Here is a 14,627-nt window from a genome sequence, read left to right on the forward strand (position 1 = left end):
CCTGGTTTCGGACATTTGAGGATTGTGCATATGGTGGAAATGGATTATAATGACACTGTCGGAAATGGGGATTTTAGGGAGGGTGTCCTATGGAGAAAAAATATTATGAGGCCTACGATGACAGATACAGAGCCGTCCACGCGAAAGGCGCAAGCTGGCTGAGCGACCGGAGCACGCCTGTCGTGCTGGATACCATAAAGAAATACGGGGTGAGCCGGACGGACGCAATCCTGGAGATCGGCTGCGGGGAGGGGAGAGATGCGAGAGCGGTATTGGATGGCGGATATGGGCTCCTCGCTACAGACATATCCGAGGAAGCGGTGTCCTTTTGCAGAAAAAGGATGCCCGCCCACGAAAGCAGTTTCCAGGTTCTGGACTGCATCAATGGCAGCCATGAGGGAAGGTACGATTTCATCTACGCTGTGGCAGTCCTTCATATGCTCGTATTAGATGAGGACAGGAAGGCCTTTTACCGGTTCCTATATGAGCATTTGGCAGAGGATGGCATCGCGCTGATCTGTACCATGGGCGATGGCAGCGAAGAAATGCAAAGCGACATCAGCATGGCCTTCCAGCTTCAGGAAAGAAACTGCGGGTCAGGGAAGGTAATGGTGGCCGGGACGTCCTGCCGGAAGGTGTCGTTCGGGACGTTTGAGAAAGAGATGGATTCGAATCATTTGGAGATCATTGAAAAAGGCATCACATCCGCGCTGCCGGATTTTGACGCGCTTATGTTTGCCGTAGTAAGGAAGGATGCTCGTTTTCAGAAGGAGGATTCATAAGATGGCATTGTTTTATCTTGTCAGGCATGGAGAAGCAAACTATGAACATATGTTTGAAAATGGATTTTGGGGATTTGGAAGGAGTTTTGCCCCTTTATCCGAAAAAGGAAAACAACAGGCAGAAATAGCGGCAAAAGATGCTCGTCTTAAAAATGCAGAGCTTATTGTATCTTCTCCCTATACAAGAGCCCTGCAGACAGCCCAGATTATTTCACGAGAGACAGGAATACGAGTCGAAGTCGATATTGACTTGCATGAATGGATGCCTGATGAGACCAATCAGTATAAAACATCTGAAGAAAGCTTTGCGCTTGCCAGGGAGTTTACTGAATTCAGAGGTGAGTACCCGCCGGGGGAAAAACGCAGATGGGAATCGCTCAGCCATATGCGAAAACGAATGATTCGCGTAGCAGATAAATATTCGGATAATGATAAGGTCATCTTTGTTGGTCATGGGATGGTTTTCAGATGTCTGACCTATATTGAAAAAATGAATCCCGCTGAAATCATTGAGTGTACCTATCAGAAGGGACAGGCGGAGTGTGAGTATTCCTTTACATAAGGATATAGGCTGTCCCAGGCTGCGGCGCTCTCCGGGGGCTTTGCGGCGGAACGGTGGGTGCCCCGGCAGGATGAGGAAGAGGATGGAAACAGAGGAGGGATATGGTTCATGGTTTATTTATCGAAAGGACGATTGACAATCCGCAACATGGAACAGGAGGACGCACAGGCGATTACAGAGGCCGAGATTGAGCAGGGCTGGGATGCGTCCGTTGAAAAATACCTGAAAAGGCTGGAAGACCAGAGGGCGGGAAAGGCAGTTTCCCTGGTGGCGGAATATGAGGGCAGGCCCGTGGGATATTTAAATGTGTATCCTAATCCTACAAGCGGCCCCTTTGTCGGGAAGGGCTATCCGGAGCTGGTGGATTTCGGGGTATTGGAAAAATACAGGAAGCTTGGAATCGGCACCGTCCTGATGGACGTGGCGGAAGAAATCGCTGCAAGGTATGCGGACGTGGTCACCATTGGCGTCGGACTCCACAGCGGTTACGGAAGCGCCCAGCGAATGTATGTGAAGCGCGGTTATATACCGGACGGCTCCGGTGTTTGGTTTCGCGATAAGGTATGTGCGCCGTATGGAGAATGTGTGAATGATGACGATCTGGTCCTGCACTTTTCGAAGAAATTGAGGTGACGGTGCCTGGAGGATGATTGATTCTTCCCAATTCCAAAAATGAAAGACAGGGAGGACGCAGAATGGTTCGGCTTGATATGGATCGGAACTGTGTGAGGGTTTATGAGGATAGCACGGTTATTGGGTCGATTGAACTGTATGATAATCTTTATCACAGGCAAAACCAGTATTTGAAAATGGATGATTTTACTTTGAAACAATACCTTCCGGGTAGCCAAAAAAGCGCAGACTACCCCTATCAAGCTTTTTCGTACGTTTTTAAGCTCGACTGAAAAACTTATGCGGCAACTACAGGGGCTTCCCAGCCAAGTGCTTTTAGCTTTTTAAGGTACGCATTTATCTTGCGTTCCTTGTTAAACTGATTGTAATAATCAGCCCCTAACTCTTTGAAAATCACACCGTCCTTGAGGATGTGGTATATGGCTACTAGCATGGAATGTGCCACCGCAACGTAAGCTCTTTTCTTCCCACGATGTGCACTGATTCGTGCAAACTGTGCAGAGAAATACGAGTTTTTGTTTTTGACCGCTGAATGGGCGCATACTACCAGTGTATCCCTCAGCAGGGCATTTCCCTTTGTGGTCTTACCGGATTTACGCTTATGCGCACTCTCATTATTTCCAGGGCAAAGCCCTGCCCATGAAGAGATATGGGCATCTGTCGGAAAACGTTCCATGTCTGTCCCGATTACGGAAATAATCGCTTGGGCACTCGTATTTCCGATACCGGGGATGTCCTGTATCACACTCGCCGCTTTCTTCTCCTCCGGCTTCATGAAGCTGTCTATGTCATCGTCCAGTTCTTTGATGTGGGCATTCAGCTCATCCAGATGGTCGAGAAGTATCCTCATCATCTTTCGCTGAAGTTCTGACATGACTCCGTTCAGGTCATCTATGATCTGTTCCTTCGTTGCTTTCAGATTGTGCGCTATGATCTTCTTTTCGTACAGGATGTCATACTCGGCGGAATCGATCTGCCTGCCCGTCAGGATGTGTTCCAGGATGTTCCTCGCGCTCTTGCCGTTGATATCCGTAATTGTGCCGGAAATTTTGATGTTGGCGCCCTCTAGCATTTTCTGGAGCCTGTTCAGTTCACGGTTACGCTCCCCAACGAGGCTCTTGCGGTAGCGGACAAGTTCACGGAGTTCCCGCTGGTCCTTATCAGGGATGTAGCTCGCCGTAAGCAGGCCATGCTGCAGAAGATCCGCGATCCACTCTGCATCCTTCACATCCGTTTTGCGGCCCGGAACGGCCTTCATATGGCGGGCATTGACTACCATGGCTTTCAGTTCACAGGTCTCAAGGATGTTGTACAGGGGTTTCCAATAGGATGCCGTGCTCTCCATGGCAACCATCTCACAACCGCCCTCTTTGAGCCAGTCAGCCATTTCGAGAAGCTCCCTGGTTGTTGCACCGAAGTCCCGTATTTCCTGTTTGCTGCCTTTTTTGAAGCAGGCCACGATGAGCTTCTTGTGCACATCAATACCACAACATTTGTCGTAAACTTTCTCCATTTTGACACCTCCGATGGATAAATTTACGGCACGGCTTCCTATCTCTTGTTATTTTACTTTACGTCCTTATATGCCGTATACGGCGGGACAGATGGTGGTGCAAATGAGGAAGCCACAGATCAGTTTACTTGACGGGCTAAATGCTCCAAATAGAAACCGACCTTTGCCGATAAGTCCAGTATACACCAGAACTTATGGCTTGTAACTACCAATAGTCTATCACTCACGATGTTTCATTTATGGTGGTGCCAAGCATCGCGGGCATGAGGGTTTACTTAGGAACTGTCGGAAAATAACTGCTACAACTTCTGTAGGAAAAAGCCCTGAAACACAAGGAAAACTGCTTTCAACTCGTAGCAGTTATTTGTAGACAATTCCTTATGACACCAGAATAAGCGAGGAATTGTTTCGGAAATTACACGACAGGATAGGCAGACCTTTACAGATCATGACAGAGTCTGAGGATGAGCCGTTGATAGAGTTTATTGTCTCCGGCGGGTTTGTGTGTAAGCGAAAATGTTATGAAGTGGAGGCGGCTCGAGAGGATTATATCGGGGAAGCCGTGACAGGGAGCATTTCGCGGGCAGGAAAAGGGGAAAAAGAATACGGTCACTGCTGCAGATTGCTGTATGACCGATATGCGGAGACACACAGGGCAATCAATCCTTTGACTGCAGAGTTCCCGGTGTTCGCATCTGACTTGCCGGATTGTGTATGTTATCAGATGAGAGAGGGAAGGATTATTGATTTTGCTTTTGTGGAGAAAATGAAATTGCGTATGTGTACGGCGAAGACGGGAGGGACTTTGTTCCCTTTGCAGAAGCTTTGGTCTGCAGTCTTTTTGCGCAATATCAGACTGTCTGTTTTGAAGCGGATGATTGTGACCGGACGGCAATGCAGTTAAAAAATTTGTTTACAAGCCGGAATGATGTCAGTTTTGACACTTATATCTATGACCGTAATTCAATATGAGAGTGATAAAGGAAGAAGTATTTCCGTTGGAAGCGGAGGTGCTTCTTTTATCCGTATGCCGTCCCACCGCAGTCTGCTGAAGAAAAAGCTCAGATCGCCGGACGCCGTTCCGGTTCCCACGCCCTGCCGGTCGCAGATCAGGACAGATTGCATTATTGCCGCAGACAGGAACCTCTTTCACCTCGTGCAATACCAGTTCATCTTTTAGCAAAATATCCATCGATACCTGAAAGGTTTCTCCCAGTATCAGCAGTTTTTCCGTCTCCGGTAATGCGATATCGGCCTCCCATTTGGAGATGGACTGTCTGCTGACATTACAGATGGATGCCAGTTCTTCCTGCGTCATTCCGTTTGCTTTTCTTAGCGCTATGATTTTCTCTGATAACTTCATTGCAGTGCCTCCTCATTGGTTTGTATTATACACAATAATGACGCTGTATGCCACCAACATGGAAGTTCTTTTCGGCAACCTGCGGTTGCGGATGGAGATTCATGATTTCGCTCTGTTTCGGATACTATAGCAGAAAGCAGATGAGCAGGAAACGTATACAGAGCCATAAAACCCCTTGACAACACAGACCATATAGTGTAGTCTGTATGTGAGACCACAAAGAATGGTCTGCAAGGAGGGAGAAAAATGCAGGAGATACAATTAGGCGTGATAGAAGCCCGCTACGCGGACATGATTTGGGAACGGGAGCCTGTCACCTCCTCAGAGCTGGTAAAGCTTACGGCAGTGGAGTTCAACTGGAAGCGCACCACGGCCCACAATGTGCTCCGGCGCTTATGCGACAAGGGGCTGTTCCGGAACGACAACGGAGTCGTGACCTCGGTGATCTCCAGAGAGGAGTTCTACTCGCTGCAGAGCCGGAAATATGTGGAGGACAGCTTTGACGGCTCCCTTCCGGCGTTCATTGCGGCGTTCACGAAAGGGAAGCCCCTTACGGAGGAGGAGACGGAAGAGATACGCAGGATTATTGACGGCAGACGGGAGGTGTGAGGATGGGCGGAGTATTCTCGAAAGTGTTGCATATGAGCATCGCGGCAAGCTGGCTGATACTGGCGGTAATCGCCTTGCGGCTGCTTTTGAGGAAAGCGCCGAAATGGATTCGCTGTATTTTGTGGGGGATTGTGGCCATCCGGCTGATCTGCCCGGTCTCCTTTGAGAGCACCCTCAGCCTGGTTCCCAACGCGGAGGACATCGCCTCTGCCATGGTTCGCTTTTCCGGGGAATCCATGGCTGCGGACGGAGGGCCGACGATTGTCAGCCCTATCGAGATAGGCGGCGGAGCGTCTATGGATGCCCGTCCTGATGGCATAGGCGGCGGAGTGCCGGTGGCCGTCCGTCCCGACGGGACAGTCCCCGGCGGGCATTCCCTGGCGGCAGAATCCAGGGCGAATCTGCCGTATCTTTGGATGGAGACAGGGGGAATCCTCTGGATGATCGGCTTAGGCTGCCTGTTGGGCTATGCGCTGATTGGTTATCTCCGCCTGCGCGGGAGCGTCTCGGAGGCCATCCTTCTGCGGGACAACATATGGATCGGGGATAGGGTGCCGTCGCCTTTCATCCTTGGGATGTTTCGCCCCAGAATCTATCTTTCTTCCAGCGCGGAGGAAAGCCAGATGGGGTACATGTTGACTCATGAGCAGGCCCATATCAGGAGGGGAGACCACTGGTGGAAGCTGCTGGGCTATCTGCTGCTTGCGGTCTACTGGTTCAACCCGCTGTCCTGGGTGGCCTATATCCTGCTGTCCAGGGATATGGAACTGGCCTGTGATGAAAAGGTGATCCGCGGGCTGGACGAAGCGGAAAAGAAATCCTATTTATTTGCACTACTGAACTGTAGTACACAGCGCAGAATGGTTCTGGCCTGTCCGCCTGCTTTTGGAGAGGTGGGAGTGAAGCAGCGGGTAAATGCGGTATTGGATTATAAAAAGCCCGGATTCTGGGTGGTGCTGGTCTCCGTTTTCGTCTGCCTGATCGTGGCGGTATGTTTTCTGACCACTTCGCCGAAGACCTGGCAGATAAAGGTGACCATACCGGCAGAGGGCACCGAGAGCTTTTATTATTCGGATGAGGAAATCAGCCCCAAGAGCAATACCCTTACCCTGTATGCCGGGGAGGGGATGGGAGACGGTATGATCGTGCTGCTCCCGGTGGAGGCCAGTCAGGAGAACGCATATGGAGAGCCGACTTACATCACGCCGGGGATGCCTGTGAAGCTGGATGTGGAAAAAGGCGCCTGGTATAAAATCGGGGTAAATAAGATGCGGGACCCGTCCGGGGAAGATAAGGTGGTGTATCTGTCGGTGGAAAATGTGGAAGTGAGGATTGCGGCGGGAGAGGAAGCGGAAGCGGGAGCGGGAATGGGAACCGGAACGGATGCAGGGATGGGAACCAGGGCGGAAGCTGATTCTGCCAATGATGCCTATATGGCCCTCCGGGAAGATGGTCAGGACATTGTGCCGGAACCTCTGGAGGGAGCGACGCCGCTGGCTTCTGCCTTTCCCATAGAGCTTCTGTTTGCGAGCGGCGCAAGCTCCTCCGGGACAGAGCTTGTGCTGAACCAGGACGGCTCATTTGCCGGACAGCATTTCGACCATGAAAATGCCACAGGCGCAGACTTCCCCAAAGGCACATGCTATCTCTGCGATTTCAGCGGGCGGTTTGAAGATATCAGGCAGATAACCCCATATATCTATTCGATGACCCTGGCCGAGCTCGACACGGAAAAGGAGGAAGGGGAGGAATGGATAGAAGATGACGTGTTATATATTGCCGCAAGACCATATGGCCTGGAGGACGGAGAGGAATTTCTGCTCTATACGCCGGGCGTTCCGCTGGAAGAGATTCCGGAGGAGTTCCTGTCATGGTGGATGGGGCGGGGGAGCTATCAGGAGGATGAGGGAAGCCGCCAGACCTTGCCTTGCTACGGACTGTTCAATATAGCCGCTGGGAAAGGGTTTTTCCAGTACGAGAGAGGCGGGGCGGAATAGTGACCGCATCGTCAGGAAATACGCATTGGAGGTTTTGGGAAAAGACTATCGAGATTCATTCTTTGGCTCTGAGGTCTGATTTCGCAATGCCTCCAATTCTGCTTTGAGCTGTTCGTTTTCAGCTTTGAGTGCATTGTTGGCTTCAGCAGCGTCTCTGAGCTGTTCGCTTAAGATGTTGACAGCTTGGAGATTCTGTTCAAAATCATGATAAAAATTGGAGAAATACTTTTGCAGTACCAGCTTTTCTATTTGCTTATATGTACCTGACGAAGGCAAAATTCGTCCGCTTTGCTGGTAAAGTATCCTATTGACACTGACAGTCCTGATATCATTCAGTTTTAATACCGAATCACGGATGATGAATGAAAATTCGCTGTTTTTCAGTAGAAACATATCACTTTTGGAATCAGGATGGTCAATGGGATGATAAACATCAGAATGCTTATGCGAATCAAAGGAAAAAATCGGGAGAACATAGAGCAGTTTTTGCTTCACGCCAATCACAAGTCCTCTATGTTCATAGGACATTTCAGGGATAAAGTTTTTCCCAAACTCAAACTGATATATTTCGCCTTTCTTTACGGCTTTATGTCGGAAAGGTTTGGTTCTGTTGTCTGCCCACCGATAATCTGATTTTGAAAAGCGGCCAAGTTCGTCAGAACTGTATGTATTTCTCAGGACGGTCTCGTTTGTTTTGTGCTTTCAGATATTCTTGCAAGTGCTGTACCTCCTTTTGAGACAAAAAGGGCATGGCGCTAACCATGCCCTGCTCTGGCTGCCCAGAGAGACCTCGTCGGTCAAATTATCCTTTCAAATGCGGCCTCGTCGGCCAAAAAACACTTTACAAGTGCGAAAGAACAATTTTGCGGAGACAGAATTTGCCTCTTTCTCTATTATACACAATTCTTCAAAAAAATCTACTGCATTTTTATGATTTGTAGATAAATTATAGGGAAGGTGAAGTCGGTCGCCTTTCACAGAGAGGTAAAACCAACTTATATTATGCTTGCATATGTAAAGGAGAGCAATCCATGATGATATTAAATTTAATCAGGAAAGACTTGATTTAGAGGAATGGGAGTGACAGTATCTCTCCGGTTGAACCGGGAAGCGGAAATATCAACCTCTGCTTTCTTGCGGCCGGCAGCTTTTTAAAGCTATAATATTCCTATACAAAGCAGGAAGCGGCCGGACAAAAGCCCATGAAAGCCAGAGCTGTCCCGGTGTGCCCGCAGCCTGTGAATGTATGAAGACATGACAAAAACCAGGAGGTACCGGAAATGATCGACCGAGAACAGATAGGAATCAGAATAGCGGCCTTGCGGAAAAAAGCGGGCCTGTCCCAGCAGGCCCTGGCCGAAAAGCTGGGGGTCAGCGCCCAGGCCGTCAGCAAATGGGAGGGAGGAAGGAACTTGCCGGACATCGACATGTTCCGGGAGCTGGCATGGCTGTTCCATATGACCATAGACAGCATCGTGGAAGGGGATCTTACATTTGCCCAGAAAAGCAGCCAGAAAGCCCTCCCAGCCAGCGTGGAAGCCCTCTTCCCGGATGCCGAAAGGCGAAGGCTCCTGGGCAGCCTGTCCACCTACTGCTCCGACACGGAACTCTACAATATCGCCAGGGAGCTGGCCGAGGGAAGCCTGGAGCTGACCGTCCAGGCGGGCATCGTGAGAACGGAAAGCGCGGCCTGTCAGGAGGGCAGAGCACACCAGGAAAGCGGCATTTGCCAGGAGGGACGCCCCAGGACGGGGGAGAGAAAGGTCTCCATACCCGCCAGCCTTCTCGGCGAGAACACGCTGCGGGAGACAGCGCCCTATTTCGCAAAGGCCCTGGGAGAAATGATGGGCAACACGGAGCCGGGGCTGCGGCGGATCGAGGAGCTGATGCGCTGCCCGGAATGCGGAGAAAAGCTTTCCCTTGGGAACAAAGACGAAAACAAGATAAGTTTTGTCTGTAAAAACAGCCATCCCTACGATGTGACAGACGGCGTGGTATATTTTGGCTCCCGTGAGATTCCTGGAGAGCTGTGGTCTCTGTACATGAGGAATTACCAGGATTATCTCCGGGAACAGCGCCATCCGGGGAATCCGCGCTATCAGATGGGTGCCGTTCCCTGTAGCGAGGTGCGCTGGCAGACGTTGAAAAAACTCCGCCCCCGGGTAATCCTGGACATGGCCTGCGGCACCTGCAACGGGCTGAAGTATGACTTGCAGCGCATCAACTGGCCCTGTCTCGTGATTATGGCAGACCTGTCCCACCGCATCCTCAAGTACAACAAGCGATATTTCAGCGAGGAGATGGTGAACCCTTACGTGGACATCGTGTGCCTGGCCTGTGACTGCGCCCATCTGCCGATTCGGGACGGCTGCATCGACATGGTGGTCTCAAACGGCGGATTTGAGAGCATGCAGTCCAAAATGATGGACGGCTTCCGGGAGGGATACCGGGTGCTGAGGCCCGGCGGCCATGCGGTGTACAACATCAGCATCGTGGGGGACCATACCTCGGAAAATACAAAAAAATGGGAATATCTATACGGTACACTGGATGAAAGCTATTCCCTGCATGAAAAACTCTACGATATAGAAGAGTGGGAACAGGTCTGCAGGAGCACAGGATACGCCGCCACAGAGACGAAAGAAATCTACGGGGAGCTGCCCGCGCCGGAGGGAGACGTGTTCCCCTTTGAGAATGAAATCTTGCAGTGGATGGGGGAGTATCTATGCGTATCGGAGAAGTAGCCGGTTCCGCGGCCCTGTGGGCATGCTGCAAAAAGGAAGCCATCGGATATACCAGAAAAAGTAATTGTAACTATTGACATTACAACGAAGACATGGTAAAATGTGATGTATCAACAAAAGTTACAACAAATATCAGGAGGTAAAAAAGATGGCAAATTTCAGCAAAGTCAGCATGGCACAGGACGCAAGGACAGAACTTCATGACAAGCTTTCCCTGACCGGGGCGGAGGTCAGCATCAACAACCTGCCGGCAGGGGCAAGTGTCCCCTTCATCCATTCCCATAAAAACAATGAGGAAATCTACGTCGTCCTTGCAGGAAGGGGAAAAGCTGTCATCGACGGAGAGGATGTAGGACTTGCGGCGGGCGACTGGATCCGCATTTCTCCCGCCGGGAACAGGCAGTTTTTTGCGGCAGAGGACTCCCCGATCAGCTTTGCCTGTATCCAGGTGAAGGCCGATTCCCTGGAAGGCTATACCATGGACGATGCGGTGGTGCAGAGTTGAGGGGATTCCGGCTTTTAAAATGACATACAGATATGCGAAAGGCACCAGGCAGGAATAGCCGGTGCCTTTCCCGCAATAAGAAATGGTTTCCCATATCCGTTTCTCATATCCGGCCTGGGTCTTATTGACGGTTTCGGCGATATATTTTATAATTGCAGCGGAAGAGCGCCTGTTAGAATTTTTTTTGAAATATGACACACTGATGTCATATTATAGGGAGTATGATAGGGGTGTAAAGCTTTCCTGGCAGGGCGGAGAGGACGGCTCATCCATCCGGCCCTGAACAGGAGGGAAAATAATCCATCGCGGAGAGAAGACGGAGGACAACACCATGGAAAACAACACAAAACAGGAACTGAAAATCTGCCAGAGCTGCGGAATGCCCATGCAGGAGGAGCAGTACGGAACCAACCAGGACGGCAGCAGGAACGAGAAATATTGCTGCTATTGTTACAAGGACGGGGGCTTTGCCCAGGACTGCACCCTGGAAGAGATGATTGACTTCTGCGCGCCTTTCGAGGTGGAGGGAGGCCGTGCCGGCACAGTGGAGGAGGCCAAAGGCATGCTCAGGGAATACTTCCCCACATTGGAGCGCTGGAGGGCGTAATACCGGGGACATAATGCCGGACAGCATAATACCGGATGACAGGATGCCGGGCGGGGAGTCTGTTTCTCATAAATAGCGCATACAGGTAACATATAAAAAAGGAACAAAACAGCCGCTGACAGCCGCTCGATGATACATACGGTAGCGCCTTCTGCCTTATGTGCCCATACAGTACGAGGAAATGTAGGCAGTGGGGCGCCTGCGCAGTGGAACAGAGGCAAAAAAGCGTCGAAAGGACGTGGGGCACAATGGAACTGTCATAAAAGGGAGAAAAGAGCGAGGGAGGAACCGCCATGTTGGAAATACCGGAAAGCCTGACCATAGCGGCGCAGTTGAATGAGACAGTAAAGGGAAAGGAAATCCGCCGGGTGGAGGCGGCCCACACGAAGCACTCCTTTGCCTGGTATTCGGGAGAACCCGAGTTCTATGCGGAAAATATGGAAGGAAAGCGTCTGGGGGAGGCGACGGGCTGGGGCAGCTACCTGGAAATAACGGTGGGGGATTATCGCTTTGCCGTTGGGGATGGAACGAATTTAAGATTCTATGCACCCGGGGAGAAGCTTCCCCAGCGCTATCAGATAAGGATTGAACTGGAGGACGGCAGCAGCCTGATCTGCACGGTGCAGATGTACGGCTCCATGTTCCTGGTGCATCCGGAGCAGTACGACAATTTCTACTACCAGGTTGCCAGGGAAAAGCCCATGCCCGGAACAAGGGCTTTTGACTATGCCTATTTCCGGGAACTGCGGCAGCAGGCCTCGGGGACGCTGTCCATGAAGGCGTTCCTGGCCACGGAACAGCGGATTCCCGGGCTGGGGAACGGGGTGCTCCAGGACATCCTGCTCCGGGCGGGGCTCCATCCGAAGAAAAAGATGGGCACGGTTCCCGAGAGCCGCTGGAAGCAGGTTTACGAGGCAGTCGCCGATACCCTGCGGAAAATGACCGCATCCGGCGGGCGGAACACGGAGAAGGACTTGTTCGGCAGGCCGGGGGGCTACGCCGTCATGCTCAGCCGCCATACAGTGGGCAGCGGCTGCCCCTACTGCGGCGCTATAATCCGGAAAGCCAGCTACCTGGGCGGCACGGTGTACTTTTGCCCAAACTGCCAGGAAATGTAGCGTATTCTCCGGGAAAGCGGGATAATAGACCCTGGCTGCCATTTTCATCGCAGCCAGGTTGCTTTCTGCGGCTCTATTGTTTTGAAAACAATCTGAAATCGATTTCAAAAATTGTTCCCAAAATGCTAAAAGGAATTGCAACAGGATCCCCATGTATGATATAATGACAACAATTGCCACACATTTGGAAACAAGGCAATCCGCTGGCTGCCGCCAGAGGTCTGTGTGGCTTTTTGTGCGTCTTAGTTTTATCTGTAACGATCTGAGACTCAGTATGCCTGACCTGAAAGACACTATAAAATCAATGTTCCAGGTAATTTCGGCTCTGCCGGGGCATACCTGACAGGAAGCGCTGCAGTTCAACGCGGATTGTCGGCAGGCCGGAAGCCTGTAGAATTTACGTGGAAAAGACGCTCCAAAAAGCTGCCCGGAAGCTGCGGAATCAGCGGCAAAGGTTTCCGAAACAGGAAGAAACGGAAAAGATATGGAGTGTGCGAAAATGGAAGGAAATGATGTAAAAAAAGGACGGAAAAACAAACGGATCGGCCGGAAGGTTGGGAACCTGGTGGCCCTGATGCTGGCGGTGAGCATAACCGTGGTGGTGGTGCTCTGTGTATGGATGTTCTACCGGCTTACCATGTCCATGATGGAGGATGTGTGCGTAAGCGGAACCAACGTGCTGGCCTATGAACTGGCAGATTACGACGGGCCGGAGGACAGGACGGCGCTTCTGGACGCCCTCAGCGAACAGATGGGCTGTGAATTCACCATATTCCATGGGAACGAAAGGGCCTATACCACGATTCAGCAGGACGGGCAGCGGGCCGTGGGCACCAGGCTTTCCGACGAGCTGTCCAGAATCGTGCTGGAACAGGGACAGACCTATGTGGGCAAGGCGTCCATTCTGGGGGAGGACCATCTGTGCTCCTATGTCCCTACAAAGGATGGGGACGGCAAGGTTGACGGGCTGATTTTTGCCGGGATTTCCATGGCGGATGTGAACAGGCAGGTCACATTTACAGTATATTTGTCATGTATTATCGGAATTGCGCTTATCATCGCAGGAATCTTCGTGGTGGGCGCTTACATCAAGCAGACGGTCTCCAAACCGCTCTTTCGCCTGACCGTGCTGGCGGAGACGCTGGAACAGGGGAATCTGGGCCTGGAGATGGGCCAGAACATGGAGGTCTCTATTCATTCCAACGATGAGATCGGCATCCTGGCCCAGAGCTTTGACCAGACCATCGGCCGTCTGCGCAATTACATCGGGGAGATTTCCCATATGTTGGAATCCATCGCGGAGGGGGATCTGACAGTGCAGATTAACCAGGAGTATGTGGGGGACTTCGCCAGAATCCGCAGCTCCCTGAACGACATCCTTGAGAAGCTCGACAAGACCATAGGCCAGATTGTTGTCAGCTCCGAGAGCGTTTCCGGCGGGGCGGCCCAGATGTCCGCCGCGGCCCAGGGACTGAGCCAGGGCTCCGTGGAGCAGACCGGTGCCGTGGAGGAGCTGGAGAGCACCATGGAGGAAGTTGCGGGCAGGATCAAGCAGACCGCGGACAATGCGGGCCAGGTTCAGGAGCAGGCCGGGGAAATGGGCCGGCAGCTGATTGAGAGCAACCAGAAGATGCAGGAAATGGTAGTCGCCATGGAGAAAATCAACAGCAGCTCCGGCGAAATCGGAAAGATCATCAAGGCCATAGAGGATATCGCGTTCCAGACCAATATCCTGGCCCTGAACGCCTCTGTGGAGGCCGCCCGGGCAGGAGAGGCCGGCAAGGGCTTCGCGGTGGTCTCCGGGGAAGTCCGCAGCCTTGCGGGCAAGACGGCGGAGGCTTCCAAGACCACGGCGGCCCTGATCGAGCGCTCCATCGCGGCTGTGGAAGAGGGGGCTTTGATTGCGGATGCCACGGCGCTGCAGCTGGAAGGCGCGGTCGTGCAGGCCCAGGGTATCGTAGGGACCATCAACAATATCGCCGACGATGCCAGGACCCAGGCGGAGGCTATGGAGCAGATACAGAGCCAGATCGGCCAGATCGCCAGCGTGGCCCAGAACAATTCCGCCACGGCCCAGGAGAGTTCCGCTACCAGCGAAGAACTCAGCGACCAGGCCGGCCTGCTCAGGCAGCTGGTGAAGACCTTCCGGCTCCGCAGAGGACAGTGACGGCCTTCGAACATTCTGTAGAGTTCA

14 protein-coding genes are annotated in these 14,627 nt (G+C 52.0%); 11 read left to right on the forward strand and 3 right to left on the reverse strand.

Annotated elements, in window-relative coordinates:
- Positions 1–89 precede the first annotated feature (89 nt).
- The 3 genes from NFS35_RS11640 to NFS35_RS11650 all read left to right on the forward strand — a co-directional run bounded on the left by NFS35_RS11640 (position 90) and on the right by NFS35_RS11650 (position 1,977).
- The gene (locus NFS35_RS11640) at positions 90–782 is read left to right on the forward strand and encodes a class I SAM-dependent methyltransferase (protein ID WP_251207303.1); all 693 of its coding nucleotides are present in this window, start codon (positions 90–92) and stop codon (positions 780–782) included.
- A 1-nt stretch (position 783) separates the two neighbouring features.
- A complete protein-coding gene (locus NFS35_RS11645) occupies positions 784–1,344 on the forward strand; it encodes a histidine phosphatase family protein (RefSeq protein WP_251207304.1) in 561 nt (186 codons plus the stop codon).
- A gap of 108 nt (positions 1,345–1,452) precedes the next feature.
- A complete protein-coding gene (locus tag NFS35_RS11650) occupies positions 1,453–1,977 on the forward strand; it encodes a GNAT family N-acetyltransferase (protein ID WP_251207305.1) in 525 nt (174 codons plus the stop codon).
- A 277-nt stretch (positions 1,978–2,254) separates the two neighbouring features.
- Here the strand turns inward: NFS35_RS11650 and NFS35_RS11655 are convergent, their stop codons facing one another.
- Positions 2,255–3,490 carry an IS110 family RNA-guided transposase gene (locus NFS35_RS11655; RefSeq protein ID WP_251207306.1) on the reverse strand — a complete coding sequence of 412 codons (1,236 nt, stop codon included), beginning with the start codon at positions 3,488–3,490 and terminating at the stop codon, positions 2,255–2,257.
- A gap of 448 nt (positions 3,491–3,938) precedes the next feature.
- On the opposite strand from NFS35_RS11655, the gene NFS35_RS11660 reads away from it, so the two are divergent.
- Positions 3,939–4,394, forward strand: a complete 456-nt coding sequence (locus tag NFS35_RS11660) for a hypothetical protein (protein ID WP_251207307.1) — start codon at positions 3,939–3,941, stop codon at positions 4,392–4,394.
- Between the two features lie 27 nt (positions 4,395–4,421).
- Here NFS35_RS11660 and NFS35_RS11665 read toward each other — a convergent pair whose 3' ends face one another.
- On the reverse strand, positions 4,422–4,853 hold the full coding sequence (locus NFS35_RS11665) for a helix-turn-helix transcriptional regulator (protein WP_251207308.1): 432 nt from the start codon (positions 4,851–4,853) through the stop codon (positions 4,422–4,424).
- Between the two features lie 246 nt (positions 4,854–5,099).
- Here NFS35_RS11665 and NFS35_RS11670 point away from each other — a divergent pair, with 246 nt between their 5' ends.
- Positions 5,100–5,462, forward strand: a complete 363-nt coding sequence (locus tag NFS35_RS11670; RefSeq protein ID WP_251207309.1) for a BlaI/MecI/CopY family transcriptional regulator — start codon at positions 5,100–5,102, stop codon at positions 5,460–5,462.
- 2 nt (positions 5,463–5,464) lie between these two features.
- Positions 5,465–7,459, forward strand: a complete 1,995-nt coding sequence (locus NFS35_RS11675) for a M56 family metallopeptidase (RefSeq protein ID WP_251207310.1) — start codon at positions 5,465–5,467, stop codon at positions 7,457–7,459.
- Between the two features lie 45 nt (positions 7,460–7,504).
- Here NFS35_RS11675 and NFS35_RS11680 read toward each other — a convergent pair whose 3' ends face one another.
- A complete protein-coding gene (locus NFS35_RS11680; protein ID WP_251207311.1) occupies positions 7,505–7,963 on the reverse strand; it encodes a hypothetical protein in 459 nt (152 codons plus the stop codon).
- A gap of 776 nt (positions 7,964–8,739) precedes the next feature.
- On the opposite strand from NFS35_RS11680, the gene NFS35_RS11685 reads away from it, so the two are divergent.
- The 5 genes from NFS35_RS11685 to NFS35_RS11705 all read left to right on the forward strand — a co-directional run bounded on the left by NFS35_RS11685 (position 8,740) and on the right by NFS35_RS11705 (position 14,600).
- A complete protein-coding gene (locus NFS35_RS11685; RefSeq protein WP_251207312.1) occupies positions 8,740–10,203 on the forward strand; it encodes a helix-turn-helix domain-containing protein in 1,464 nt (487 codons plus the stop codon).
- Positions 10,204–10,351: 148 nt separating this feature from the next.
- Positions 10,352–10,708, forward strand: a complete 357-nt coding sequence (locus NFS35_RS11690) for a cupin domain-containing protein (protein WP_251207313.1) — start codon at positions 10,352–10,354, stop codon at positions 10,706–10,708.
- Positions 10,709–11,039: 331 nt separating this feature from the next.
- Entirely contained in the window at positions 11,040–11,315 is a 276-nt protein-coding gene (locus NFS35_RS11695; protein WP_251207314.1) for a zinc ribbon domain-containing protein, read from the forward strand.
- A gap of 293 nt (positions 11,316–11,608) precedes the next feature.
- On the forward strand, positions 11,609–12,433 hold the full coding sequence (locus NFS35_RS11700; protein WP_251207315.1) for a DNA-formamidopyrimidine glycosylase family protein: 825 nt from the start codon (positions 11,609–11,611) through the stop codon (positions 12,431–12,433).
- Between the two features lie 499 nt (positions 12,434–12,932).
- Complete coding sequence (locus NFS35_RS11705; protein WP_251207316.1) at positions 12,933–14,600, forward strand: methyl-accepting chemotaxis protein; 1,668 nt, start codon at positions 12,933–12,935, stop codon at positions 14,598–14,600.
- Positions 14,601–14,627: the final 27 nt, after the last annotated feature.

The sequence above is a fragment of the Acetatifactor aquisgranensis genome, assembly GCF_943193215.1.
Lineage (GTDB): Bacteria > Bacillota > Clostridia > Lachnospirales > Lachnospiraceae > Acetatifactor > Acetatifactor aquisgranensis.